This is a genomic window from Fructilactobacillus sp. X3R5C2 (genome assembly GCF_059901175.1).
This window is the reverse complement of record NZ_JBWXVC010000003.1, coordinates 106,867-129,910: the sequence shown is the minus strand read 5'-3', so window position 1 is coordinate 129,910 and position 23,044 is coordinate 106,867. Positions and strand designations below refer to the sequence as shown.

The window sequence follows — 23,044 nt, the reverse complement described above, 5'->3', positions numbered from 1 at the left end:
TAAAATAATGGGTAAGAAACGTCTAATAAGGAGTATTGAATGGCTGATCTAGTTTATAAACGGGTAATGGATGATTTAAAAAAGAAGATTGATTCCAACTATTTCAATAATAATCGTTTACCGGATGAACGGACTTTAAGTTCAAAGTATCACGTCAGTCGGAGCTCGGTTAAGCAAGCTTTAGGTATCCTAGCGGAACAGGGAATTATTTTCAAGAAACGTGGCTCTGGGACCTTTATTAATCCACTTTATTTGAAGAATAAATCTATTTTTAGTTACGAGGGATCTAACCTTGGAATTACCAATAATCTGAAGGTTGAGGGGTACGATCCAAAGATTGATTTACTGGAATTTAAAGTTGTTGCCCCCACCCCTGAGATTTTAGAAGATCTGTTTCTAAATCAAGGTGATGAAGTGTATGAGATTAAACGGCTCCGCTCGGTTGATTCGACACCTATTATTATCGAGTCTGGTTATATTCCGGTTAAAGTGGCGCCCAAGATGAGTAAGCGAGTGGTTAAGGGTTCGATTTTTAACTACTTAGAGGAAAAGCTAAACAAGACGGGAACCAAATCCTACATGTCGATTGAAGCCCAACCGTCCACGATTGATGATCAAAGACTATTGAACTTAAAGCCTGATGAACCAGTCGTGGTCATGGGTGGGATTTTCTTTTTAGACGATGGAACCCCGTTTGAAATTTCCAACATGCGCATTCATTATAAGTACTTTAATTACAACACGTTTGTTGATTTGAATAACTAGAATCGACTTTTACTCAATTTTTTGAGTTAGTTTAAAAGTGATATAATGGAATTGTTGTAAGCACGTACATTGGTTCGGAATTAACGTAATGTAAGAATGTACGAAGAGATTTAAAAGAGTGCCAATGCTGGCAAAAAAGGAAGTATTAAGATGGCGAAAAAGAACGTTAGAGTTAGATATGCACCAAGCCCAACTGGTTTTTTACACATCGGAAATGCACAGTCTGCTTTATTTAATTATCTGTTTGCAAAACATTTCGGCGGAACGATGGTTCTTCGAATCGAAGATACTGATTTAAAGCGTAACGTTGACAGTGGTGAAAAAAGCCAGATGGACAACTTACGCTGGTTAGGGATTGACTGGGATGAAGGCCCTGATAAGCCTAATCCGAAGTATGCTCCCTATCATCAGACGGAGCGAAGAGCTTTGTATGATAAATACATCAGTGAATTAATGGACAAGGGTCTGGCATACAAGGACTTTGCCACTGAAGACGAACTAAAAGAGATGCGGGAAAAGCAACGGGCAAATAAAGAGGCTCCACATTACGATGGACGTTGGTATGGTGCTTCTGAAGCTGATATTCAAGCCGCTGAAGATAAGGGATTACCGTACACAATTCGTTTACATTTACCAAAGGATCATACCTACGAATGGGACGACATTGTGAGAGGTAAGGTTGAATTTAATTCTGACAATTTAGGTGGCGATTTTATCATTCAAAAGAGTGATGGATTACCAACCTATAACTTTGCTGTGGTGGTCGATGATCACTTAATGGACATTACTGATGTTTTAAGGGGTGACGATCACATTGCTAACACCCCTAAGCAAATGGCCGTTTATGATGCATTAGGGTGGCAGCACCCTAACTTTGGTCACATCTCATTGATTTATAATCCGAAGACCGGTAAGAAATTAAGTAAGCGTGACAAGGATACTTTGCAGTTCATCAGTGAGTACAAGCGTGAGGGATACTTACGTGAAGCAATCTTTAACTTCATTGCCTTTCTTGGGTGGTCACCGGTTGGTGAAAAGGAAATCTTTTCAAAGGACGAACTGATTAAGGCGTATGATCCAAAGCGAATGTCAAAATCGCCAGCTTTCTTTGACCAACACAAATTAGACTGGATTAACTCGCAATACGTAAAGAGCATGCCATCAAGTGAACTTGCCGATCGAGTGGTCGAACTCGTTGACGAAGGGCAGACTGACATTGCCAAGAAAATTCAAGAAGATGACATTCCCAACCTGCACGATTACGCTGAACAGGTGATTGATATTTACAAACACAGTGTGTTTAAGTTGACTGAAATCATGGAATACATGGATTTCTATTACAATATTTTGGGTCAAAACATTGATTACTCAAAACTCAGCGACTTTTCACACGATGATCTGGAAAAGTTATTCAATGCTTTAGAAGACAAGATTCATGAGGCCAGTGAAAACGGTCAAAATAAGGGACTTGATTATGGTCCAATTGTTAATGAGGTTGGCAAAGAAACGGGGATGAAAGGGAAACAGCTTTACTTCCCGCTAAACGTCATCTTTACTGGTGACACATCTGCTCCCCAAGTTGCGCAGATTATGGGACTATTTTCACCGTCAGTTATCAGTGCATTAATTAATAAAGCACTTCGTGGAATTGAATAAAATATTTTAAGTCTCCAATTGAAAAATTGGAGACTTTTTTAGTGCTTAAAATTGCTTGAAATTAGGGTTTTTAAGGGCTTAAAATTGGTTCGTATCAATTGTCGAAATGGTTGACATTTCACCAAAAGTCTTTATCATAGTTGTTGTAGGTAAGCCAATAAGTTTGGCGCTTTCAAAAACAGATTAGATCCAGCTCGAAAACGAGCTGCCGATTATTTAAAAGGAGTGTTATAGCATGGCAGTAGATTATGATTCCAAATCATATTTTGAAAAAATGCAACAATACTGGAATACTGCAAATTACTTGTCAGTAGGTCAGCTATTTTTACGTGCTAATCCTTTGCTTAAGAAGCCTTTGACTTCTGAAGATGTAAAGGTTAAGCCAATTGGACATTGGGGAACAATTGCCTCACAAAACTTTGTTTACACCCATTTGAACCGTGTCATCAACAAGTATGACCTTAATATGTTCTATATTGAAGGTTCAGGTCACGGTGGCCAAGTTATGGTTTCAAATTCTTACATGGATGGAAGCTACTCAGAAATCTATCCTAAGATTTCTCAAGATGAAGCCGGAATGGCTCGCCTGTTCAAGCAATTTTCATTCCCTGGTGGAATTGCATCACATGCTGCACCTGAAACTCCAGGTTCAATTCATGAAGGTGGAGAATTAGGTTATTCACTTTCACATGGTGTTGGTGCAATCTTTGATAATCCTGACGTTATCGCTGCCGTTGAAATCGGTGACGGTGAATCAGAAACTGGTCCTTTGGCTGGTTCATGGATGTCAAGTAAGTTCATCAACCCTGTTACTGATGGTGCTGTTTTACCAATCATTAACTTAAACGGATACAAAATTGCTAACCCAACTGTCTTAGCTCGTATGACTGACGAAGACATTACTAAATACTTTGAAGGTATGGGCTGGAAGCCTCGTTTCGTTGAAACCAACATGCCTTACGGTACCGACCAAATGGAAACTCACGAAAAGCTTGCTAAAGTTATGGATGCTTCAATTGAAGAAATTAAAGCCATTCAAAAGAACGCTCGTGAGAACCAAACTGCAGAAACTGCTACAGAACCAAAATGGCCAATGATCATCTTCCGTTCACCTAAGGGATGGACTGGTCCTAAGAAGAACGCTGAAGGTCTTCCAATTGAAGGATCATTTAGAGCTCACCAAGTTCCAATTCCACTATCAGCAGATGACATGGGTACTGCTGATGAATTCGTAGAATGGATGAAGAGTTACAAACCTGAAGAATCATTTGATGAAAATGGTACTTTAAAGCCATACCTTAGAGAATTAGCTCCTAAGGGTGACAAACGGATGTCAACGAACCCAATCACTAACGGTGGTATCGATCCTAAGCCATTAGACTTACCTGACTACCGTGATTACGCTCTTGATATCAAGACTCCAGGTGCTACTGAAAACGAAGACATGGTTGTTTGGTCCGAATGGCTACGTGACGTTACTAAGAGAAATCCTAATAACTTCCGTGGATTCGGCCCTGATGAAACATGGTCTAACAGATTATGGCACTTATTCGATGTTACTCGTCGTCAATGGTTGCCAAATATCAACCCACCATATGATGAGTACATGGCTCACTATGGTCGTTTGATTGATTCACAACTATCAGAACACCAAGACGAAGGTTGGCTTGAAGGATATACCCTTACTGGGCGTCATGGATTCTTCGCAACTTACGAAGCCTTCGGTCGAGTTGTAGATTCAATGCTTACTCAATACTTCAAGTGGTTGAGAAAAGCTTCTGAACTCGAATGGAGAAACAAGTATCCTGCATTGAACTTCATCGATTCATCAACTGTATTCCAACAAGATCACAATGGTTACACTCACCAAGATCCAGGTATGATTACCCACTTGTCTGAAAAGAAACCTGAGTTTATCCGTGAATACTTCCCAGCTGATGCAAACACATTATTGGCTGTAGGTAACGAAGCATTTGATAGTTACGAAAGAATTAACTTGATTACTACTTCAAAGCACCCACGTCCACAATGGTTTAACATTAACGAAGCTTCAAACCTTGTTAAGAACGGTCTTGGCTACATTGACTGGGCTTCAACTGACAATGGTGAAGAACCTGACGTTGTTATGGCATCTGCTGGTGTTGAATCAACTCTTGAAACCCTTGCTGCAATTTCAATCTTGCACAAGCGTTTCCCTGAAATGAAGATTAGATACATCAACGTTGTTGATTTGCTTAAGTTACGTAACCCAGAACTAGACCCTCGTGGTATTAGTGACAAGGAATTCGATCAACTCTTTACTAAAGACAAACCGGTTGTATTCGCATTCCACGGTTTCGAAGATATTATCAGAACCATCTTCTTTGATCGTCACAATAAGAACGTTCACGTTCATGGATACCGTGAAAATGGTGACATTACTACACCATTTGACATGCGTGTCTTGAACCAATTAGACCGATTCAATTTGTCTAAGGAAGTTGTTTCTGATATTCCAGAATACGCCCTTAAGGGTACTGGATTTATCCAAGAAATGAACAACATGCTCGACAAGCACGACCACTACATTAGAGAGTACGGTACTGACTTGCCAGAAGTTGAAAACTGGAAATGGGAACCACTTAAAAAACCAGCTAAGAAATAATTAATGTAACTAATTAATTAGAAAAGAGTGAACTCATATGAGTTCACTCTTTTTGTTTACATATTGAATTCAGGCGGTAGTGGGGCAATAACTTCAAGTGGTTGATGGTAGAACGGTGTCATCATTTGGACCCGCCAAGAATGAAGCAGCATGGGATGATTAGGATAACCGTTCGGGTCGTACAAGGGATCGTCAATAATCGGATGACCAGTGGAAGCCAAGTGCACCCTGATTTGATGGGTTCGACCGGTCTGAAGTTGAAGGGCCACGAGGGTTTTGTCTGGATCCGTTTTTATGACCTTGTAATTTGTGATCGCTGATTTAGAATTTGGTCCGTTAATTTTGCGTTTACGCTGGTCGTAAGGATCAAAACCAATTGGCTGATTGATTACTCCCAATTGATTTTTAAAATGACCATGAACCCAGGCCAAGTAAGTTCGCTTGACTGCTTTAATTTCAATCATTTTGACTAAGATGGGGACCACGGATGGATTCTTGCCGATGATAAGTGCACCACTGGTTTGTTGATCTAAGCGATGAACCATGTAAGCGTCGTTTTGGGGTTGAAGGTAGTTGGCAGCAAAATTAAGGGTGGATCCCATTTCGTGAGGTTGATTGGCATGAGTCTTGTCGCCGCGATTCTTGTTAACAATTAAAAAGTCAGAGTTTTCGTAGACAACGTTTAGTGGTTTCGATGAATCTGATGGAACGTGTGGGAACGGGACTTTAAAATCGGCAGCAATAAACTCGAGTGTGACTCGATCATTTTGCTTAACCAGAAAGTTCATGGGCAGGTACTGACCGTTAATTAACACGCGATGATTTTTTCTTAGTGAGAAAATCAAATGCTTGGGAATTAAAAGATATTCGTGCAGATACTCCCGAACGGTTTGTTGATCAAATGATTTTGGGACGGTTAATTCATATTTCCATTTCTTCATAAAATTCCTCAAAATAAAAAACCCACTCAATAAGTGGGTAGAGATTTTGTGACTATTTGACTACTAAGACGTCTTGAGTAGCAGCACGTGTGACGTAGCTAGTGACCGAGCCAACCATCAAACGTTCAACGGCTGAAAGACCAGTAGCACCGATGATGATCAGGTCATCATGGTGATCGCTTGGAAATTCCTTGGCAATGACTTTCTTGGGATTACCAAAACGCATATGAATTGATACGTCAGTTACCCCAGCGTCAATTGCTTGTTGTTTCAAAGTTTCAAGAATCTTCTTTGTCTTGTCAGTTAACTGGTAAACAGCGTCGGCGGTAATTGCATCCCCGTAGCTACGGTTGAATTGGTTAACTTCAATTACATTTAAAATATCTAAGTGACTGTCATTTTGTTTAGCCATTGTGATTGCACGACTCATAACAGGCATTGTATCTTCAGCACCATCCACCGGTGCTAAAATCCTCTTGTAATTCTTGGCCATTTAGCTCACCTCATTTGTTTTCTTATACACTAACTATACCATGTTTTAAGAATTTACGTAACGAATTTAGCTAAAACAAAAATTGTTGGTATCAAATTGAGAAGTTCGTTATACTGAAGCTAAAAGGATGAGTAAAATGAAAAGAAAACAGACGTTAACGTGGGCGTTTATTTCACTGATATTGTTCTGGATTGTAAACATTGTTATGACGATGCCAATCATGAAATTAACGGTCAAGTCGAGTGTCAGTGGCCTAGTTCGCACGTCAGCCATTGCAGCCATTATGTATTTGATTCCGATGATTCTGGTTGCTTTTAAAAGTCGTTTAGGATATTATTTGTTGGCAGCCGTTCAGGTTATTTACACGATTGGGTTAATCGCAGCGATTATTGCGATGATTACCATTAGTCATACAACATGGCTACTTCGAATTGCCGTTATTGTGCTGGTAATTGGTTCCATTGGTGTAAATATTTACTGGTTCACGATTGCTTATCAGGTCCGAAAGGCAACGACGAAAGAACGTGTGGCTCATTATATGAAGTTTAGAAAATAAAGTTAGGTGAATGAAATGAAAATTGATGAAAAAGAGTTTGTTGAAGCAGCTGGAAATGATGATTTTCAGAAACAGGTGTCGGAAATGTCCCTTAAAAAGTTGCAATCTGACTTAAAGGGAAACTTGAAGAAGATGACTGATTTTATCGCAAGTAATCTGAAAGAAGACAGGATTGCCAGCGCGGAAATCACCGTTTCTGATCATGACATTCAGCTGAAACTGCAGACCTCGGTCATTAATTTACCGCTAGACTACGCTAAAAACATTGCCAAGATAACGGTGGGAGACGGGATAAAATCAGTCAATGTGTACATGATCATTGCTTCTCCCAACGTCAACCGTTCTAAAATGCGAATTGATGAGTTGGCGGATTCAACTAGTTTTGAAAAGGAGCCCGATGGGACTTATTTGGCGCAGTTCGTTGACTGGACTCAGGATAAATTAGATCAGATTGCGGCTAATGAACAGGATGACGCAAGTTCTAAATAGCTTTTAATTACTAATTATGATACAATGAAGGCATGCGACGAGCCGAGCAGACTTTTTAGTCTGATTGTGGGAACCATGTTTATCTGCCGGATTGCAGATGGTTTGATTAGCAGGTGATGTGAACACCTAGTTAGTCCGTCTGACTTGTTCAGATGCCAAAAAGAGCTTCCAACTTTTGTTGGAAGCTCTTTTATTTTGCTAAATAAACGTGATCTTGGATTAAATCGAAGTTTGAATAGTGTTGATTCAGGTTCTTAATGCCCTCGTCATCGTAAAGTTGTGCGTTTTGCCAGAACTCTTTGGAGTCGGTGGCCCCGTTTCTCTCACCAATGACGATTAATTTGATATCACGATTTGACTTTCTGATTGCTTCAAGAAGTTCATTATCGATTGGAATGCCATCTGGAGACCACGACATAATTACGTAGTCAATCTGGTCCTGATACTTGTGAAATGCGTCGAGAGCTGATAACTTTTCCACGTTAGTGACGGGATGTCTGCCAGTTTCGTTCTCGTTTTGCCAATCTAAACTGTCAGTTGCGATGACGTTTGCGTGGTTATCACGGAGTCCCTTTGAGATGTAGCCGTTACCCGCCATTACTTCAAGGGCAGCATTACCATCTAAGTATTTTGCAAGATGGTAGGTAAACGATGAGGAGATGTAGGCCCACATCCCGTATTGATTTTCGAGATAATCACGAAAGTCACGCAAGTGCTTGTCAAGGTTAGAAAGATCGCCTGAAAGCCGGTTCCATTCGGAATCACCGCTACGATCATTCATGGCGTACTTGGAATTGATTTTTTGATAAATCTGGTCCTGAATGTCATCAGGAAGAATCAGCTTGGGCAAATCCTGCGGAAGTCTACCAGCCGTAAGTAATTGATTGGCTGCTAAGACGTTGTTAATTAAGTATTTAATCTCAGGATACTCCCGATACTCGTCACGATACTGTTCCATTTGATGAATGTAAGGTGGAGTCGCCTGTTTCAACTGATGACGTTTTTTGAGTTTTTTTCTGAGTTTACGTTTATCCATTTGATGTCCTTAGTAGTGTAAGTCAAGCGATTCTTGGTGATTTTTGTGGTCATCGTCTCTGTTTTGTTTACCGTGAAGGTAGCCGTTGATAAGTTGAAAAATCTCGTACCGATCGTTGTTATTAATGGCTTCGCCGTTGAAGAAGAGTTGCTTTCCAGAGATAAATAACTTGGAAAGATCGGATTCTTCATGGTCAACTCGGCCACTCAAATAGTCCATTGACACCCCAAAAAATTCAGCTAATTTTTTGACTTCAATGTAAGAAGGATTACGGATTCCACGTTCCCAATTGCCGATCTGTGAGGCGGTATTCTCATGCTCTTTGTCAGTGGGAAACATTGTGTTTAATCCGTTTGCAAGGTCAGTCAATGTGATTTTCTGACCGGTTCGTAAAGCTCTGAGTCTTTCAGGAAACATAGAATCACTCCTTAATACCATTATACTTCATGATATCATCAAAAAGCACGAGTGACTTATTTTAAAATAAAGATTTAAATGTTATTATTTAAATAGATTAAAATGAATTGAAAAGAAAGGAAGTGTCAAATTGATAGCTTCCATTGCAATTATTATTGCACTCTTACTTGGAGCAGCATGTGGCTACTACGTACGAAAAAACCACGTCGACAAGGGACTGACAGCCGCCAGGACTGCTGCTAGTAAGATTAAAGATAATAACCAAGTTAAGATTAATGATACTAAAAGAAAACTTGAAGATAAAAGTAAAGCAGCAGCTGAAAATTATCGTAAAGAAGAAGAAACTGAACTCGATGCCCAAGTTCAAGAAAATGAGAGCCGCAAACTGCGAATTGATCATAGAGAAAAAAGCTTAGAGACTTCCGTTGCCCGCTTGGACAAGTCAGAGGCCGCTCTGACAATTAAAAGGAACAGTAATCACCTTCTAGTTGAAAACCTCAAAAAGGCTCGTAATGACGTCTTAGAACTTGAGAAGCAAAGAAAACAAATCATCCACGATCGGGGTGAATTAACTGAAGGGCAGGCCAAACAGCTCGTTTTGTCCACTCTTGAAGCTGATTTAAAACGTGACTTTGATACTACCGTTAAGGAAAATAATGACTTAATGGCATTTAATGCTGCCAAACAGGCCCGTAATCTTATGATTGAGGCAGTTCAAGATGGGCCAGTTGATGTTCCTCGTGACCACATTGAGCGCTCAGTGATTATTCCGGATGCTGGAATGCGCGCCAAGATTGCTGGCAAAGATGACCAACGATTACGATTGATTGAGACCCTTACCGGAGTTGATTTAATTTTTGATCCAGAACACCCGGAAACGTTAATCATTAATACCAGTGATCCGGTTAGAAGAGAGATTGCGCGCAATTCCATTAACGATCTGTTGGCCATTAAGCAGGTTAATAATGGTGTAATTGAAAATGAAATCAATCAAACCCAACAGGAAGTTTTGGATGAATTAAGAAAGACTGGTGAGATGACCGTGAGTCACTTGCACCTTGGTTGGGTTCATCCGGACCTAATGAAGACGGTGGGACGCTTAAAGTTTCGAACGTCGTATGGTCAAAACGTCTTAGAGCATTCTATCGAAGTTGCCGAACTATCAGCTGTGATGGCTGCTGAACTTGGTTTAGATGTTCGGATGGCTAAACGGACTGGATTATTCCATGATATCGGGAAGGCGATTGACAGAGAAGTTTCCGGAACACACGTTGAACTGGGAGTAAAGTTAGCTGAGGCTTATGGTGAAGATCCAATTGTCATAAACTCAATTGCGTCTCATCATGGGGACGTTGAACCAGATAACCCATACGCTATTTTGGTCGCAGTGGCAGACGGAATGTCAGGAGCTCGACCAGGTGCCAGAAGCGAATCGGTCGAAGAGTACATCAATCGATTAAAGAGTTTGGAAAAAATTGCGAATGAACATCCCGGTGTTAAGGATAGTTACGCCATTCAGGCCGGTCGTGAGATTCGAATCATGGTTGATCCAAAGAAGGTTAACGATACGCAAAGTAGTGAGTTAACCAATGAAGTAAGGGACCAAATTGAAAACGAATTGACCTATCCTGGTAAAATTAAGGTTACTACAATTCGACAGTTACAAGCCGTTCAGTACGTGGGCGGTAAACCGAAAAACAATAAAAAGAAAAAAGCTGGATAAAAAAAGTTCTTCACCATTGGTATTTACGTGGTGAGGAACTTTTTTATTTAATGACTTTGAAGTTTTGTTGGTTGTTAGCGTCGACTACGGGGTGATCTTGAAGGTACTTTGCAATCAAGTTACTCATGGTAATGGTGTTATAGGAAATAATTTTACTTTCATCGTACATGGGGTAGTGGCCACCACCAACGGCACGGTACGCGTTTAAGACGATCTTCAAGGGCTGATGGTCCAGAACTGGGCGACCGTGATAGGTTAAGTTAACGATTCTGGAACCAATCGGTCGGGAGACGTCAATAGTGTAATCAATGCCCGCGTACATGTCATAGTTATAGTCCCGGTGTTTCGGATAAGTATATACGGGGTTGACGATGATTTTATTATCCTTTAAGGCAAAATAATCAGCAGTTTTTTCAAGGGCAGCTTTTAAGTCCGCTCCAGTAATGTTTAAGACTGCTAACGTATTTGGATAGACGTAGTTGGTGATGATATTTCTCATGGTAATTGGATTTTCGAATCCATGGGCTTCGTCGGTAAAGAGCGCGGTTGCCGAAATATCAACCCCCATTGTTTCCATTTGGACCCTTTGAATAAAATTGATAAAGGCCGATCCATGGGTTCGAACTTCGAAGGGATCTTTATATTTGAGATTACCTTTAATCTTTGAGAGTGGTTTTGAGAGCCATTTTTCAACATCTTGGTCGACTGGATCAACGACGTTTTTGGTCGGTTGAAATGGCTTATTTTGAGCCGTTGAGATTAGTTTGGCGTTACTGTTGACCACCGTTTTATCGTTATCATTAATATCAAGGGTAATTTGGCCTACGTAATCACCACGATGTCCGGGTTGAACGTACGGAACGCCAAAGAGATGGTTAGCGAGCTTTCGGTGCTGGTGACCCGTCACTAAAGCGTCAATTCCGGGAACTTCTTTTAAAATTTGATAACTTTCGTTTTCACCAGTGAATTTTTCACTAAGTTTACCTACTTTGTCTCTTTCAAACCCCCCGTGATACAAAATAACCACCACGTCAGCTTTTTGGCGAAGAATTGGGACGTATTTTTGGGCCGTTTCTAAGCCAGATTTAAACTTAAGCCCCTTAACGTTGGCCTTATTCTCCCACTGGTTAATGGCCTGAGTGGTAAGACCTAATACTCCCACCTTTAGATCCCCAAAGTCTTTAATGGCATAGGCCGACCCAAAGGCTGGCTCATCTTTTTCGTTTAGGATGTTGGCGCAGATAAACTGGCGCTTGGTGTTTTTGATGGTATTTTTTAAGTAACTTTGTCCGTAGTTAAATTCGTGATTCCCGAGTGATCCAAAGTCATAGTCAATCGTATCGTATGCTTTATTAATCGCCTTAGCACTTGGAAGCTTTAAAACTTCGGCCGTGTAGTAGGCGAGAGGAGACCCCTCTAAAAAATCACCATTATCTAAAATTAAGGTGTGGTCGAAGCCTTCCTGTTCGTGCTTAATTGTGGTTGCTGCCTTTTCTAAACCAAAGGGCATGTTTTCATTTGGTTTAACGTAATTTGTTGGCGCTAAATAACCGTGAATATCGCTCGTACATAGTATTTTGAGTTTCATAGTTTGGCCTCTCCCTCTTATATAGTACAAATTATAATATTTATTAAGGAAAGTGTAAATAAAAGCTAGAAATCAGGCTTTATTTAAGTTTAAAATAACGTTGACGAAGTAATAATATATGATACAATTTAGTTGTTTAATAAGTACATTCGTACTAATTTAAACAAGTCATGTTAAATGTTAGACATGAGGAGGTTATTACATGTTGAATTTATATGTTGCACCAAGCAGCGCATCAAGTCGTAAAGCCCGTGCTTGGTTGAAAGACCATAATATTCCATTTAAGGAACGAAACATCAATTCAAACCCACTTAACGCTGACGAAGTAAAACAAATTCTTCGTTTAACCGAAAATGGCAGTGAGGATATTATTTCAACAAGATCAAATGTTTTTAAGAAACTGCACTTGAACTTAGATGACTTATCTTTAACCGAGTTAGTTGACCTATTAGTAAAGTACCCTGACCTAATCAAGCGTCCGATCATTTTTGATGACAAACGTCTTGAAGTTGGCTATAACGAAGAAGAAATTAGACGGTTCTTACCGCGAGATGTTCGTGAAGCAGAATTGAGACAATTAGAGTCGAAGTTAACTTCTTAAGATATGAAAACGCCCGGTATGGGCGTTTTTTTATGAATAATTTAAATGATGAGGAATTAATATGATTAAAATGATCGCACTCGATCTTGACAACACACTGCTTACAGGTGATAAGAAGATCAGTAAAGTAAACGAAGACGAGTTAAAAAAGTTACATCGACAGGGGATCAAAGTGGTGCTCTGTACTGGACGACCAATCAATGCCATTTGGAAGTACATTAAGCAACTAGACCTTGATGAGCCAGATGATTATACCATCACCTTTAATGGTGGGCTCGTGGTTCGAAATGCCGATAAGTATGAATTATTTAAGCGTGGGATGAATCGAGATGCGTTCAAATTACTTTATGAATACGCTCAAAGAAACGGCCTCCCGTTAGATATTCTTGATTTTACCCAGGTCTATCCAATCTCCGATTTAAAACCATCGATTTATCAACAAATGTTGAATGCTGACATGCAGTTTGTACCAACTAAGTTTTCTGAGATGCCAGACGAAAGCTACTCTAAGGCGGTTATCGCAGCCGAACCAGACGTTCTTGATAAAGCTGTTAGTGACATGCCCGAAGATGTGAAAAAGCAGTATCACATTGTTCGTTCACAACCCCAAATCCTAGAATTCTTGGCACCCAGTGTTGATAAAGCCTATGGATTAGGAGCATTACTTAGTCACTATGGTGATGATTTTTCTAATCTAATGGCATTTGGTGATGCTGAAAACGATGCCGGAATGATTAAGAAGGCCAAGGTTGGAGTTGCGATGGCAAATGCGCAGGAACCAATCAAGAAAATTGCGACGGATGTGACTAAATCGAATGATGCTGATGGTGTGGCAGTCTTTTTAAAGAAGTATTTTAAAGCAGATCAATAAATATAAACACAACTAATAAAAAATGAGCTAAACAATTATGTTTAGCTCATTTTTATTTGGTTTTTTACATGGTCTCAAACGCATTATTCATATTTTTCATAAATTCTTTTAGGTAACGTTTGGAGTCTACCGCTACAGCCACCTTAACGTTGGTGTTAGGATCATCTAATCGATTCTTGTCACCAATCGTTCTAGCATAGTATGCGTCGGGTTTGGTGGTAACGATCATATTCATATCAATGAATTTTACGAAACTGGGGTCGACCGCTACACCAACGGCGAGTGGGTCATGAAGTGAACAGCCGCCAAGTTCAGGATACATATCAGCATAGATGTTGATGTAGAAATCCACGATGTCAGCCATTTTCTTTCCAGCCATTGTCCCAGAATCGCGCCACTTTTGGGTTTCTTGCTTGGTCAAAAGGGTTCGTAACGTAACGTCAAGGCCGACCATGTTGATGTGAAGGTTACTGGTAAAAACTTCGTTTGCTGAAATGGCATCTTGGTTGATGTTGGCCTCGGCGACGGGGGTGACATTACCCGGAACGGTTAAAGCACCACCCATTAAAGTCACATTGCCAACCTTCTCCATAGCTTTTGGAGCTTGTTTGATTGCTTGGGCTAAGTTAGTAAGAGGACCAGTTGGCACAATCGTTAGATCATTGCCGTACTTTTTAGCGGATTCAATCATGAAATCGACCCCGTTTTTACTTTGGACCGCACCGCTTGGTTCGGGAAGGTCAACGTCACCAATCCCATTTTCACCGTGAATGTCAGCGCTGACTTGCATTCTGACATAATCTTCGCTTAATGGATGAGTTTCACCAATAAAGACCGGAACGTCTGAAGCACCAAGTAAATCTAAAATTTTAAGGGTATTAACGGCTGCCCGTTCGGCTTCGATGTTGCCAAACGAAGCAATAACCCCGATTAAATCAATCTCAGAATTGCCAACCGCGTAGGTTAGTGCCATTGAGTCATCGATTCCAGTATCAAGGTCCAAAATCATTTTTTTGGTACTCATATAAAGTCCTCCTATATAACTTCAGTTACAGTACAACTTTATAATACTTTAATATGTAGGAAATTGCGATAGATATGAAATTGGTTTTTTTATTTTGTCTTTGCATGGTAAACTTTGGTTAAAGATAAAATTAGATAAAGAGTGATAAAAATGGAAAATATGTACGATATAACAATTATTGGCGGCGGTCCCGTTGGGATGTTTGCGGGGTTTTACGCTGGCCTGCGGGATGCTAAAACGCAGATCATTGAGAGCCTTCCTGAACTTGGGGGCCAGGTCAAAGCGCTTTATCCTGAAAAGACCATTTTGGACGTTGCTGGTTTTGCGGGCGTCACGGGTGACGAGCTGATTGCACGACTGCAAAAACAACTTGACACCGTTGATGTTGACCAAAAGGTCGAGAGTAAGGTAGTTGATGTGATTAAAAAAGATGGCTATTTTGAGATTGAAACCAGTAAGAAAACTACTAAGAGTAAAGCCGTCATCATTGCGACCGGAAACGGTGCCTTTAAGCCACGTGAACTACGGGCTGAAAATGCCGAAGAGCTCACTGGGAAGCGCCTTTTTTACAGTATCAATGATTTAAATAAGTTCAGGGGGCGAGACGTTATGGTTGCTGGTGGTGGCGATTCCGCCGTTGACATGGCTTTAATGCTTGAACGGGTTGCAAGTAAGGTATTTTTATTGCACCGGCGGGACGAATTTCGTGGTCTTGAGTACATGGTTGACCGATTGAAAGAGTCATCCGTTGAAGTGGTTACCCCATACTTAATCAAACGACTGGATGAGATTGATAATCGTTTAAGGGTTACCAGTAAAAAGGTTAAGACTGAAGATGACGAGATGGAAATGATGGTGGATGATCTCGTGGTGAACTACGGGTTTATTTCGAATAATCGCCAGTTAAAGGAATGGCAGATTCAACCAGCCCTTGATCATCGCTTGCTTGAGGTTGATCAATCTTTTGAGACCAGTGTGCCAGGGGTCTTTGCGATTGGGGATCAGATTACTTATCCCGGCAAACAAGACTTGATTGCGACTGGATTTGGTGAGGCTCCCACCGCCATTAACGTTTTAATGAAAGAAATTTATCCCGACCGAAGGGGACCCGTTCACAGTACTTCGCTTCACCGCAAGTAGGTTCAAAAAAGGATAAATGTTGTGAAACCATTAACATGATGCTATCATGAAACTAGTTGAAATTTCTTAACTGGAGGATGATGTTCATGACAAATGAAGTATTTCCCTTATTTTTAAAGCCCGTTTTACAGAATAAGATGTGGGGTGGAACCGAACTAAAGCGGTATCACTATCAGTTAAATAGTAATCACGTTGGAGAGGCGTGGATTGCTTCGACTTATGGTGATGACTTGTCAGTGGTTTATAACGGACCCTACGATGAAAAGACTTTAAAAGAAGTTTGGAAGAAACATCCAGCACTATTTGGTGGGCATCCGGCTAACGCCTCCTTTCCACTATTGGTTAAAATTTTGGATGCCAAGGAAAACTTGTCAATCCAGGTTCATCCAAGTGATGAGAACGCGCAAAAGTACTTTAATGAAAAGAATGGAAAAACTGAGTGCTGGTACATTTTAGACACCAAACCAGATTCAAAGGTATATTACGGTCATTCCGCCAAAAGTAAGGATGAAATTCGGCAGGCCATTAAAGACCACCAGTTAGACCAGATTTTAGAAACGAAAACGGTTCAACCAGGTGAGATGGTTTATGTACCAGCTGGGACGCTTCATTCTTTGGGAGCAGGCATTGTCGCTCTTGAGGTGGAACAAAATTCTGACAACACGCTCCGGTTTTATGATTTCGACCGGGTGGATCAAAAGACGGGGAAGAAACGACCACTCCAGGTAGAAGATGCCATTAAAGTAACTAATACTCCGAACGTTCTACCAGACCCTGAGCAAACCCAACTGGTTGTCGATTCAAATAATCCAGCCCGGACACGTCTATTGAAATCAAAGTACTTTAACGTTTATCAAATTGTGGTTCACGGTCAAGCCGAGATTAAAGACATGCAGACTTATTCAGTGAACGTTGTTATTGATGGAACAGGGACACTAATTGTCGATGGCAAATCGTATTCGCTTGAAAAGGGAAGGACGTATGTCTTGCCAGTTCAAGCCAAAACGTATCAGTTAAAGGGAGACCTCCGAATTATTCAGACAACCGCAAACTAAAATATGACAAAAATACCACTACCTCAATGATAGTGGTATTTTAGTATCCAATGACATCCTCTGCCACCGTTTCTAGCGTCTTGGTTTTGATGTCGGCTACGTTAATCCAATACAGGCAATTTTGGCGTGGATAGAATAAGCCTAACTGCTTAACCATTTCAAAATAAGACTTATTTGCTGAATGGAGCCCCATAATGTAGTACATCAGGATCTGGAGGGTGAATTTATTGGTTGGTTTAGCCTTTGATACCTTGAAATCCCACAGCCCATCCTTGGTCAGGTAGTCACCATCGCCGTTTACGACGGTGTCGGTGTACGCACCGGGAAAATCAAAGTCAATTGTAATGGGACCATCTTCTGATGCTTGCTTCAAGAACTGAACGCCCCGGTTAACCATTTGTTTAATGTGCTCAATGGTAACCTCATTCGCTTGGTACTTGGGACGAGGAACGTAGTAACTAGGTCCCATCCGGTAGGCAATGTCATAATTAACGAGTTGAATGGCGCACTGAATGCTGTCATCATCAAGTCCGGAATTGATTTCACTGGTTAATTGTTTAAAACGGTCCATATTACCATCGTAATGGTGACCAGTCTTTTCGGCCGCTAGTAGGTCAACGTTATGGGCACCAATTTCAGGAATACTGAATGCTGCCACGACGTCTCCGGTGACTTCAAACCGTGTTAGATAGTCGACGACCAGTCCCATAAAGCTGGGCGTGATGTTTTCACTAGCAATCGGCAGAAATTCGTCTGGCGTAAACTGCTTGATGTGAAAGGATGAGACGGGAATGAAACCACCACGGGGCTGTTTATACTGCTTGGCTCTTTTTGTAACTGTATATTTAGTCATAATTTATAACCTTCCATCCCTAGATTTACCCGTATTATAGCACAGGTAAAAACTAGTACAGTCATACAAAAGAACCCACATCAACTGATGTGGGTTCTTTATAATTATTCTTTGTTTGAATCAGGGTTGGTAATTTGAATTCGATTAGAGTTAGTTGAACTATGGTAAAGCTCAGGAGCATCGGTATGGTATAAACTGTTCGTACTCTTATCATGTCGTTCTGAGTAGAGACTGGTTGAGGCTTTTCCAAGCTTCTTTTCAATGTTTTCTTCATGGTCCAATCCGTTAGCATAATTGTACTTCTGCGGGTTAACTGGTTTAAATCCCTTAGGATGATAGAAACGAAGTAGGTTTTGTTCATTCAGCGTATCGGATAACGAGAGTTCTAGATTGACTTTATCCTGCGTCTTTTCTAACTTCTGTTTCAACTTTTTATCTGGATGGATTACTTTTTGGGTCTTATTATCGTAGACCGTTCCATTGACCGATGTGTACTCAGGGGAGACCCAGTCCCGATTTCTGAAGGCCACCACTTGATCATGATGCTTTGAGAAGAGATCGGTTCCAAATTGAATGTATTTCTTAGAACTAATTCCCAGGAGATGCATTAAAGTAGGAAGTACATCAATTTCACCACCATAGGTATGATCCACGTGACCATTCTTAATGCCCTGCATGTTAATCATGAACGGAACTCGTTGCAACTGGGCGTTATCAAAGTCATTCCAGTCGTTGGGATCTTTTCCAAGTAGCGGTGCTAAGCTGGTGTTTTCAGAGTTCGATAAGCCATAGTGATCCCCGTATAGGACAATCACGGAGTTCTTTAGTAAGCCGGCTTTGTCAAGGTACTCATAGAGTTCCTGAACTGATTGGTCGAGATAGTGGGCCGTTACAAAGTAGTTGTTAACGGCCTCATCATTAGTATCAGGGGCCTTGAAATCAGAATCCTTCTGATCCTCAGCGTCTAGTTGATACGGGAAGTGATTGGTAACGGTGATGTATTTAGCATAGAACGGTTGCTGGAGGTGCTGAAGATAGTTGGTTGAATCTTTAAATAAGAGCTTATCCTTCAGTCCGTATCCGGTTGACTTATCACCCGAGGTATCGTAGTAACTGGCGTCAAAGAAGTAGTCATATCCTAGGTTTTTGTAAGTGTTGTTTCGGTTCCAGAAGCTAGCAACGTTTCCGTGAAAGACGGCGGACGTGTATCCCTTTTGACCAAGGATGGCAGGAGCACCCTGGAAGGTGTTGTCACTGCCAAGTTGAGCAAATAAGGATCCCTGTGGGAGACCATAAGTACTAGTCTCGAGCATGTTTTCTGCATCGGACGTTTTACCTTGGCCGACCTGATGGAAGAAGTTATCAAAGGAATAAGTTGACTTACTGTGATACAACTTGTTTAAAAATGGAGTGACTTCCTGGCCATTGATCTTTTTATCAATCACGAACTGCTGAAAACTTTCTAGATGAATGATAATGACATTTTTACCCTTGGCAATCCCATACATTTTCTTGTTAGGAGCGGCGTAGTGTTCTTTTTTGAATTTAAGAATCCCCGTTAAGTCAGACTTATTGGCATTGGCTCGCATGTTGTTGGTTTGTTGAGACTTAATTCCGTCATAGACGGTAAAAGAATCCAACCCCAGGTATTTAACGATGTAAGTGCGGTCAAAGGTTCTGGTCAATAATTGGGGACGATCCATGTCGGCCAAAGTAATGTTACCAACTAACATGAGGGCTCCAAGTGAGAAAACCGCAAAACCAACTCGGGCCTGTAGTGGCCGTTTGTCAATCTTAATCACTTTAAACAAAAGTAAGAGGATGACGATCACGATGTCGATCCAGTAAAAAACGTCGTGGGGCGAAGTTAGTGCTAATGAGCTTCCACTTAGTCCCTGGTTGACCTTGGAATAACCGGTCATGGTCGACACCGTCATAAAGTCGGTGAATTCACGAAAGTAAATTACGTTTAAGTATAAAAGAACCGTGTTTAGGAAATCCAGAAATAAAATTGCTGGATAAAAAAGTTTAGCTGGTTTTAGATAAAGCGCCAAACCTAACATAATAACGGTGGTTGCGATTGGATTAATTAGGAGCAAAAACAGTTGAAAGATACTGTCGACACCCAAATTAAAGTCAGTGAAATATGCGTAAATTGTTTTAGCCCAAAAAAGCACTACTAGTAAGACGAAAAAACCGATTCTAGTATTGCATTTAGACAGAATTTTCTTGATCGTTTTCAAGGTATAAAGTCCCCTTTTTAAGTCCAACCCCTATCTTATCAGATTTATTAAATTTGGGTAGGATTGAGGGAGAATCTTAGAGAAAAGTTAAAGCCCACAAGTGATATACTTAGAGTGTGAATGGAGGAGATACAATGGCAAAATTTACCCTATACGTTGTCCGACACGGACAAACTTATTTCAATATTTTTAACAAATTACAAGGCTGGAGTAATTCACCACTAACCGACAAGGGAATTACTGGTGCCAAAAAGACCGCTAAACGTTTATCTAACATCAAATTTGTTCAAGCTTACTGCAGTGATACTACTCGTGCTGAAGATACCGCCAATATTATTCTAAACGATAATTTAGTTTCAGATATTAATGAGCCTGTCGTATCTCCCAATTTTCGTGAACAATTTTATGGTTATTTTGAAGGATTAAACATGGATGAAGCGTGGTACGAGGCCGGAGCACCTCATGGAGTACCAACTTTTAAAGACATTGTAAATAAATATGATATCAATACGGCTAAGGACTATATGAAAGAGGCTGATCCTTTCCATATGGCTGAAAATGCAGCTGATTACTGGAAACGACTTGATAAGGGGTTAGATATGATTACTCACGATGCTAAGGTTCAAGATGGCGACAACGTCCTCTTGATTAGTCACGGAAATACCCTGCTTAGTTTAGTAGAACGTTTTTCTGACGGACAGTATGATATGACAAAACGTCCCGAAAATGGCAGTATTACTAAGATGAGTGTTGATGGTAATCAAATCAAGGTCACTGAATACAATAAGTAGTGGAGGCGAGGCGACAAATGCATGAAGCTAATGACAAGATCATCAATTCATTTAACATGCAGGACTTTATTTTTCGAATTGGTGAAGTTAGTAAGATGACGGGGGTATCACCAAGACAACTCCGATACTGGGAGAAAAAGGGATACGTGAGAAGTACCCGGGTTGAAAAATTAGCGTCACGAGTTTTCAATTTTTCAAATTTTGTACTGATTAAGTTAATGAAAGAATATCTAGATGACGGTTACACCCTGACGTCTGCTTATCAAAAGGCGACGCAGTTTAAATCACGAATTGCTTTTTTGTATTCCTTTTTTAAGCGAGTGGATCATGGTTGTGACGAAGTTAATGGAAAACGAATGGCAGACATGGGATACTTTGATGATGCGCACACGAAGCGTTTGTATGGCTACCTTGATGACGACGGGGAAGTTAAGTATCTCGTAAAAGATAACTAAAATTACTCAAAAAGACACCAAAGCTGATAATTAGTTTTGGCGTTTTTTGACGGAATGACTCATGTACGGTAGCATATTTATTGGCAGTAGAAAAAGTAGAGTGCTAGGAAGGGTCATTTGATAATGGCATTGCTTGAAAAAGTCATTTTGACAGTGCTGGGGTTGGTATCAATTTTGATACTAGTTGCTGTTTTGTTAGTATTTTAGAATTTAACCCAGTGGGGAATCGGCAGAGGTGCCGATTCCCTTTTTGTTAGGAGCCTTGTTTTTAAGGACCAAAAGTATATACTTTTGAATAATCATTAATTATGTCGGAGGTGTGAACGATGGAAAGCGAATTTCAAGAAATTGGCAGTAAGTTTTCAGCACGGCATGTAACGGTATTTATTCAAAGACAGACTGTTTCCCAAATAGTTGTGAAATGAAGTTGAGTCATAATTTCATTCGATTATTTGGGTGAAACATTCATCCTGAATCAATCATTGAATTTCCTCAACTTCATTAGTAATCGTTAAACTGAAATGAGGGAAATTATGAAAAATATCAGGAAAATGTATACGTACGCATTCTTTTCTAACTTAACTTTTGAATTAGTAATTTGGATGCTTTATTTGAAACATATGGGATGGTCAGTTGGCCAAATTGCATTATTACAACTTGTGATTAACGCAACTCAGGTTATTTGTGAACTACCATCCGGAATCATTGCTGACAAAATTGGCTACAAAACCACTTTGATTTTGGGTCAGATAATGTGTGTATTATACGTGGCAACTTTTTTTGTCGCACGTAACCACTTGCTAGTATTTGGTGGGTTCGTTTTGTTTGGAATTGGACTTTCGCTAATTTCGGGAACCGATGAGGCCATCATTTATGAGGCGGATGAAAAACAACACTACCAGAAATTCTGGGGACGCTACAACGCCATCATGATTTGTACGGTTGCTTTCAGTAATATGGTTGGTGGGTATTTGGCAGACGTTTCGTGGCCACTGGTCTTTACCGCCTCAATTATGGCCCACGTTCTTTCAATCATGACGGTATTAGTGATCAAACCCCGACCGGTGGTTAATGAGCCCAATGCTCCAAGTGTCTTAAAGCAATTACGGATTTTCTTGGTTAGTAATAAAAACTACCAGAAGTTAATCCTAGTAGTGGCGATTTCACAGGCTACGGCTTCGATTATGTATCAATACGGGTCGTTGTATCTATCCCACATTACAAGATTTAGCACCGGTAACATTGCGATGATCCTAGCGATTGTTGATATCATTGGAGCTGTTTTTTCGGCAAACGTCTTTAAAGTAGTTGCTAAATATGGCCGAATGAGAGTGATTTCTTTAAGCATGGCAATTGGCTTATTGATGTCACTACTCTTAGGGATTTCGAATTTCATCGTTGCTTTAATTGCATTTGTAATTTTTAGTTCACTTTTTGAAGTGTGGGATACGACACTAAACGCTGAACTGCAGGATACAGTGGTGAAACGACTCCGAGTTACGTTGATGTCTTTTTGCAATCTAATTACGGCTCTTTTGATGGCGCTTGAGTCATTGTTTATCAGTGCCTTTTCAAAGGTTATTAACATTCAGGTGATTTTTGTATTATTTGGTGTTACGGCAATGTCTGGTTCTTTGGTCATCTTGTTTCTTTACTTTAAATCAATTCGTAAAATGAATGTTTAGGGCATAATAAAAGCCATC

The 23,044-nt window shown here is 40.4% G+C and carries 21 protein-coding genes; 13 read left to right on the top strand and 8 right to left on the bottom strand.

What is annotated here, in order from left to right; genetic code table 11:
* Nucleotides 1-39: 39 nt before the first annotated feature.
* The 3 genes from AC6UD4_RS04550 to AC6UD4_RS04540 all read left to right on the top strand — a co-directional run bounded on the left by AC6UD4_RS04550 (nt 40) and on the right by AC6UD4_RS04540 (nt 5,065).
* On the top strand, nt 40-765 hold the full coding sequence (locus AC6UD4_RS04550; protein ID WP_500694088.1) for a GntR family transcriptional regulator: 726 nt from the start codon (nt 40-42) through the stop codon (nt 763-765).
* A gap of 150 nt (nt 766-915) precedes the next feature.
* Entirely contained in the window at nt 916-2,421 is a 1,506-nt protein-coding gene (gene gltX, locus AC6UD4_RS04545) for a glutamate--tRNA ligase (protein WP_500694087.1), read from the top strand.
* A 235-nt stretch (nt 2,422-2,656) separates the two neighbouring features.
* A complete protein-coding gene (locus tag AC6UD4_RS04540) occupies nt 2,657-5,065 on the top strand; it encodes a phosphoketolase family protein (RefSeq protein ID WP_500694086.1) in 2,409 nt (802 codons plus the stop codon).
* Between the two features lie 56 nt (nt 5,066-5,121).
* On the opposite strand, the gene AC6UD4_RS04535 is transcribed toward AC6UD4_RS04540, so the two are convergent.
* On the bottom strand, nt 5,122-6,006 hold the full coding sequence (locus AC6UD4_RS04535) for an RluA family pseudouridine synthase (RefSeq protein WP_500694085.1): 885 nt from the start codon (nt 6,004-6,006) through the stop codon (nt 5,122-5,124).
* Between the two features lie 52 nt (nt 6,007-6,058).
* Nucleotides 6,059-6,499 (bottom strand): universal stress protein, encoded by a 441-nt coding sequence (locus tag AC6UD4_RS04530; RefSeq protein WP_500694084.1) that lies wholly within the window; start codon nt 6,497-6,499, stop codon nt 6,059-6,061.
* Between the two features lie 136 nt (nt 6,500-6,635).
* Here AC6UD4_RS04530 and AC6UD4_RS04525 point away from each other — a divergent pair, with 136 nt between their 5' ends.
* Nucleotides 6,636-7,055, top strand: a complete 420-nt coding sequence (locus AC6UD4_RS04525) for a hypothetical protein (protein WP_500694083.1) — start codon at nt 6,636-6,638, stop codon at nt 7,053-7,055.
* Nucleotides 7,056-7,070: 15 nt separating this feature from the next.
* The gene (locus AC6UD4_RS04520; RefSeq protein WP_500694082.1) at nt 7,071-7,544 is read left to right on the top strand and encodes a hypothetical protein; all 474 of its coding nucleotides are present in this window, start codon (nt 7,071-7,073) and stop codon (nt 7,542-7,544) included.
* A 190-nt stretch (nt 7,545-7,734) separates the two neighbouring features.
* Here AC6UD4_RS04520 and AC6UD4_RS04515 read toward each other — a convergent pair whose 3' ends face one another.
* A complete protein-coding gene (locus AC6UD4_RS04515; RefSeq protein ID WP_500694081.1) occupies nt 7,735-8,580 on the bottom strand; it encodes an SAM-dependent methyltransferase in 846 nt (281 codons plus the stop codon).
* A gap of 9 nt (nt 8,581-8,589) precedes the next feature.
* Nucleotides 8,590-8,997 (bottom strand): helix-turn-helix domain-containing protein, encoded by a 408-nt coding sequence (locus tag AC6UD4_RS04510; RefSeq protein WP_500694080.1) that lies wholly within the window; start codon nt 8,995-8,997, stop codon nt 8,590-8,592.
* A 130-nt stretch (nt 8,998-9,127) separates the two neighbouring features.
* Here AC6UD4_RS04510 and rny point away from each other — a divergent pair, with 130 nt between their 5' ends.
* Complete coding sequence (rny, locus tag AC6UD4_RS04505) at nt 9,128-10,720, top strand: ribonuclease Y (protein WP_500694079.1); 1,593 nt, start codon at nt 9,128-9,130, stop codon at nt 10,718-10,720.
* A gap of 43 nt (nt 10,721-10,763) precedes the next feature.
* Here rny and AC6UD4_RS04500 read toward each other — a convergent pair whose 3' ends face one another.
* Nucleotides 10,764-12,308 (bottom strand): bifunctional metallophosphatase/5'-nucleotidase, encoded by a 1,545-nt coding sequence (locus AC6UD4_RS04500; RefSeq protein ID WP_500694078.1) that lies wholly within the window; start codon nt 12,306-12,308, stop codon nt 10,764-10,766.
* 202 nt (nt 12,309-12,510) lie between these two features.
* Here AC6UD4_RS04500 and spx point away from each other — a divergent pair, with 202 nt between their 5' ends.
* Together spx and AC6UD4_RS04490 are read left to right on the top strand one after the other, a co-directional pair.
* Nucleotides 12,511-12,909 carry a transcriptional regulator Spx gene (spx, locus tag AC6UD4_RS04495; RefSeq protein WP_010022968.1) on the top strand — a complete coding sequence of 133 codons (399 nt, stop codon included), beginning with the start codon at nt 12,511-12,513 and terminating at the stop codon, nt 12,907-12,909.
* Nucleotides 12,910-12,970: 61 nt separating this feature from the next.
* Nucleotides 12,971-13,780: a Cof-type HAD-IIB family hydrolase gene (locus AC6UD4_RS04490; protein WP_500694077.1), complete on the top strand. Its 810-nt coding sequence runs from the start codon at nt 12,971-12,973 to the stop codon at nt 13,778-13,780.
* A gap of 64 nt (nt 13,781-13,844) precedes the next feature.
* Here AC6UD4_RS04490 and AC6UD4_RS04485 read toward each other — a convergent pair whose 3' ends face one another.
* The gene (locus AC6UD4_RS04485; protein WP_500694076.1) at nt 13,845-14,804 is read right to left on the bottom strand and encodes a nucleoside hydrolase; all 960 of its coding nucleotides are present in this window, start codon (nt 14,802-14,804) and stop codon (nt 13,845-13,847) included.
* Between the two features lie 150 nt (nt 14,805-14,954).
* On the opposite strand from AC6UD4_RS04485, the gene AC6UD4_RS04480 reads away from it, so the two are divergent.
* Both AC6UD4_RS04480 and AC6UD4_RS04475 read left to right on the top strand, forming a co-directional pair.
* The gene (locus AC6UD4_RS04480) at nt 14,955-15,944 is read left to right on the top strand and encodes an NAD(P)/FAD-dependent oxidoreductase (RefSeq protein ID WP_500694075.1); all 990 of its coding nucleotides are present in this window, start codon (nt 14,955-14,957) and stop codon (nt 15,942-15,944) included.
* Between the two features lie 86 nt (nt 15,945-16,030).
* Nucleotides 16,031-16,999 carry a type I phosphomannose isomerase catalytic subunit gene (locus tag AC6UD4_RS04475; protein ID WP_500694074.1) on the top strand — a complete coding sequence of 323 codons (969 nt, stop codon included), beginning with the start codon at nt 16,031-16,033 and terminating at the stop codon, nt 16,997-16,999.
* 40 nt (nt 17,000-17,039) lie between these two features.
* Here AC6UD4_RS04475 and AC6UD4_RS04470 read toward each other — a convergent pair whose 3' ends face one another.
* On the bottom strand, nt 17,040-17,852 hold the full coding sequence (locus tag AC6UD4_RS04470; protein ID WP_500694073.1) for a hypothetical protein: 813 nt from the start codon (nt 17,850-17,852) through the stop codon (nt 17,040-17,042).
* A gap of 104 nt (nt 17,853-17,956) precedes the next feature.
* A complete protein-coding gene (locus AC6UD4_RS04465; protein ID WP_500694072.1) occupies nt 17,957-20,095 on the bottom strand; it encodes an LTA synthase family protein in 2,139 nt (712 codons plus the stop codon).
* A gap of 134 nt (nt 20,096-20,229) precedes the next feature.
* On the opposite strand from AC6UD4_RS04465, the gene AC6UD4_RS04460 reads away from it, so the two are divergent.
* The 3 genes from AC6UD4_RS04460 (at nt 20,230) to AC6UD4_RS04450 (ending at nt 23,026) form a co-directional block, all read left to right on the top strand.
* Nucleotides 20,230-20,886, top strand: a complete 657-nt coding sequence (locus AC6UD4_RS04460) for a histidine phosphatase family protein (protein ID WP_500694071.1) — start codon at nt 20,230-20,232, stop codon at nt 20,884-20,886.
* Nucleotides 20,887-20,903: 17 nt separating this feature from the next.
* A complete protein-coding gene (locus AC6UD4_RS04455; RefSeq protein ID WP_500694070.1) occupies nt 20,904-21,341 on the top strand; it encodes a MerR family transcriptional regulator in 438 nt (145 codons plus the stop codon).
* Nucleotides 21,342-21,874: 533 nt separating this feature from the next.
* On the top strand, nt 21,875-23,026 hold the full coding sequence (locus tag AC6UD4_RS04450) for an MFS transporter (RefSeq protein ID WP_500694068.1): 1,152 nt from the start codon (nt 21,875-21,877) through the stop codon (nt 23,024-23,026).
* The last annotated feature ends 18 nt before the right edge of the window (nt 23,027-23,044 follow it).

What these genes read in the sequence shown, in the direction of transcription:
- AC6UD4_RS04550 (WP_500694088.1), top strand. Translation starts at nt 40, where the DNA reads ATGGCTGATCTAGTTTATAAACGGGTAATGGATGATTTAAAAAAGAAG.
- gltX (WP_500694087.1), top strand. Translation starts at nt 916, where the DNA reads ATGGCGAAAAAGAACGTTAGAGTTAGATATGCACCAAGCCCAACTGGT.
- AC6UD4_RS04540 (WP_500694086.1), top strand. Translation starts at nt 2,657, where the DNA reads ATGGCAGTAGATTATGATTCCAAATCATATTTTGAAAAAATGCAACAA.
- AC6UD4_RS04535 (WP_500694085.1), bottom strand. Translation starts at nt 6,006, where the DNA reads ATGAAGAAATGGAAATATGAATTAACCGTCCCAAAATCATTTGATCAA.
- AC6UD4_RS04530 (WP_500694084.1), bottom strand. Translation starts at nt 6,499, where the DNA reads ATGGCCAAGAATTACAAGAGGATTTTAGCACCGGTGGATGGTGCTGAA.
- AC6UD4_RS04525 (WP_500694083.1), top strand. Translation starts at nt 6,636, where the DNA reads ATGAAAAGAAAACAGACGTTAACGTGGGCGTTTATTTCACTGATATTG.
- AC6UD4_RS04520 (WP_500694082.1), top strand. Translation starts at nt 7,071, where the DNA reads ATGAAAATTGATGAAAAAGAGTTTGTTGAAGCAGCTGGAAATGATGAT.
- AC6UD4_RS04515 (WP_500694081.1), bottom strand. Translation starts at nt 8,580, where the DNA reads ATGGATAAACGTAAACTCAGAAAAAAACTCAAAAAACGTCATCAGTTG.
- AC6UD4_RS04510 (WP_500694080.1), bottom strand. Translation starts at nt 8,997, where the DNA reads ATGTTTCCTGAAAGACTCAGAGCTTTACGAACCGGTCAGAAAATCACA.
- AC6UD4_RS04500 (WP_500694078.1), bottom strand. Translation starts at nt 12,308, where the DNA reads ATGAAACTCAAAATACTATGTACGAGCGATATTCACGGTTATTTAGCG.
- spx (WP_010022968.1), top strand. Translation starts at nt 12,511, where the DNA reads ATGTTGAATTTATATGTTGCACCAAGCAGCGCATCAAGTCGTAAAGCC.
- AC6UD4_RS04490 (WP_500694077.1), top strand. Translation starts at nt 12,971, where the DNA reads ATGATTAAAATGATCGCACTCGATCTTGACAACACACTGCTTACAGGT.
- AC6UD4_RS04485 (WP_500694076.1), bottom strand. Translation starts at nt 14,804, where the DNA reads ATGAGTACCAAAAAAATGATTTTGGACCTTGATACTGGAATCGATGAC.
- AC6UD4_RS04480 (WP_500694075.1), top strand. Translation starts at nt 14,955, where the DNA reads ATGGAAAATATGTACGATATAACAATTATTGGCGGCGGTCCCGTTGGG.
- AC6UD4_RS04475 (WP_500694074.1), top strand. Translation starts at nt 16,031, where the DNA reads ATGACAAATGAAGTATTTCCCTTATTTTTAAAGCCCGTTTTACAGAAT.
- AC6UD4_RS04470 (WP_500694073.1), bottom strand. Translation starts at nt 17,852, where the DNA reads ATGACTAAATATACAGTTACAAAAAGAGCCAAGCAGTATAAACAGCCC.
- AC6UD4_RS04460 (WP_500694071.1), top strand. Translation starts at nt 20,230, where the DNA reads ATGGCAAAATTTACCCTATACGTTGTCCGACACGGACAAACTTATTTC.
- AC6UD4_RS04455 (WP_500694070.1), top strand. Translation starts at nt 20,904, where the DNA reads ATGCATGAAGCTAATGACAAGATCATCAATTCATTTAACATGCAGGAC.
- AC6UD4_RS04450 (WP_500694068.1), top strand. Translation starts at nt 21,875, where the DNA reads ATGAAAAATATCAGGAAAATGTATACGTACGCATTCTTTTCTAACTTA.